The sequence below is a fragment of the Mesorhizobium sp. M7A.F.Ca.CA.004.04.2.1 genome (assembly GCF_004022825.1).
Lineage (GTDB): Bacteria > Pseudomonadota > Alphaproteobacteria > Rhizobiales > Rhizobiaceae > Mesorhizobium.
In genome coordinates this window covers 1-2,114 of the sequence record NZ_RZPH01001017.1, presented here as the reverse complement: position 1 = coordinate 2,114, position 2,114 = coordinate 1, and the positions used below count along the sequence as shown (strand labels likewise).

Genomic DNA, 2,114 nt, shown 5'->3' with positions numbered 1-2,114 from the left:
GCGCTGAGGGATGTTGTTGGTGAAGGCCAGCACGTTCTCGTGGTAGCTGTCGTTCCACCACATCGCCACTTCGACGGTGATCCCATCGCGCTCCGCCCGGATGGCGATCGGCTTGTCGATCAGCGGTTTCTTGACCCGATCGAGATATTTGACGAATTCCTCGAGGCCTCCATCATAGTGCAGTTCATGGCGCACGACGTCGGCGTGACGGGCATCGGTCAAAATGATGCGCACGCCGGAATTGAGGAAGGCAAGCTCGCGCAGCCGGTGTTCCAGCGTGCCAAAGTCGAATTCGACCATGGTGAAGGTCTCGGCCGACGGGAAGAAGGTGATCTGGCTGCCGCTGCGGCCCTCATAGGTGCCCGGCTGCTTGTCCTGCTCATAGCTGCCGGTCGCCTTCAGCGGCGCGTCGGCATTGCCATGCGTGAAACTCATCTCGAAGATCTGGCCGTTGCGGCGGATTTTCAGCTTCAGCCACGCCGACAGCGCGTTGACCACCGAGACGCCGACGCCATGCAGGCCGCCCGAGACCTTGTAGGAATTCTGGTCGAACTTGCCGCCGGCATGCAGCTGCGTCATGATCACTTCGGCCGCCGAAATGCCTTCTCCGGTGTGGATATCGGTCGGAATTCCGCGGCCATTGTCGATCACGGTGACCGAACCATCGGGGTTGAGCGTCACGGTGACGAGATCGGCGTGACCGGCCAGCGCCTCGTCGATGGCGTTGTCGACCACTTCATAGACCATGTGATGCAGGCCCGAACCGTCGTCGGTATCGCCGATATACATTCCGGGGCGTTTGCGGACAGCATCCAACCCCTTCAAAACCTTGATGGAATCGGCGCCGTATTCGGCTTCAGCGCCGTTGTTGTTATCGATCTGATCGCTCATGAAAACCTGTTGTCTGGATGCCGCTTGCACGGCGCGAAAAACCCGCTCCGAATCGCGCCTCTGATATGCACTAGATATAGGCGCAAAAGGCGGTTTTTCCAAGGTTTGCAGGCATTTCACGGGGAATGAGCCGGCTGTCCATGGCAGCCTCCCGTCAGGCCCTATTTCACTTTGGCCAGCCGGTCCCTGAGAAACTTGATCATGAACTTGTATCGCGGCGCCAGCCGCCCGCTGCGGTCGAGCTCCAGCGTCATGTCCAGCGCCTGCGAAAGCACCGTCTTGGGGTTCTTGGCGACCTGAGCGTAGTCGATCATGGCAACCACCAGGTCGCGCTGCCAGGTGGCGTTGTTTGGGTCGGACCGGGCGAGCTTCTGGCGGATGTCGAGACTGTCCTGGAAAGCCTGCCGCGCGCCTTTGACGTCGCGCTGCTTGGCCTTGAGCATGCCGATCTCGGACAGGGTGATCGACAGGTCGCGTTGCCAGTCGGCATTGGCAGGGTCGAGCTTGGCCAGCCGGTCGGCGATAGCGAAACTGTCTGTATAGGCCTTGAGCGCTCCGGCGCGGTCGCCCTGAATCGCCAGAATGCCGGCGACCTTTTCCAGGCTGACCGAAAGGTCACGTTGCCAGTCGGCGTTGGCAGGGTCACTGGCCGCCAGCATGCGGGCTATAGAGAGGGCTTGCCTATAGGCGGCGAGGGCTGCCGGCCAGTCCTCTTGATCGCTCAGCGCATTGCCCATCTTTGCGTTGCCGACAGACAGGTCGCGCTTCAACTCACTGTTGTCGGGGTCGCGGCCCGCTAATTGTTCGACGATCGCATGGCCCGCTTTATAGGACGCGAGTGCGCCCGCCGCATCGCCGCGCTCGCGCTTGAGGTCGCCGATCGTATCATGGCTGACCGACACATCGCGCTGCCGTTCGGCATCCTGCGGCTTCTTTTCGGCCAATGCCAATCGGATATTCAGGCTCTCCTCGTAGGCCATCTGGGCGTTGTCCAACTGGCCGGCGGTACGCGCCAGTGCACCGATCTCGTCATAGCTGATGGTCAGGTCGCGCTGCAGTTCGGCGCGCTCCGGCTCGTTGTCGGCAAGCTGCTTCTTGACCGACAAGCCTTCCTGGTAGATCTGCGAGGCCCCAGCCAGATCGCCTTGCGTCACAAGCACATTGCCGATCTTGTCGTCGGCCATGGCGAAGTCGCTGAACCATGACAGCCGATCGGGTTCGGC

Annotated in this window: 2 protein-coding genes; both read right to left on the bottom strand. The window is 61.3% G+C overall.

What is annotated here, in order from left to right:
- A partial coding sequence (locus EN893_RS30605; protein ID WP_245490930.1) for an ATP-binding protein occupies positions 1-891 on the bottom strand: 891 nt, incomplete at its 3' end.
- A gap of 161 nt (positions 892-1,052) precedes the next feature.
- The coding region (locus EN893_RS30600) for a tetratricopeptide repeat protein (RefSeq protein WP_128362041.1) at positions 1,053-2,114 on the bottom strand (1,062 nt) is incomplete at its 5' end.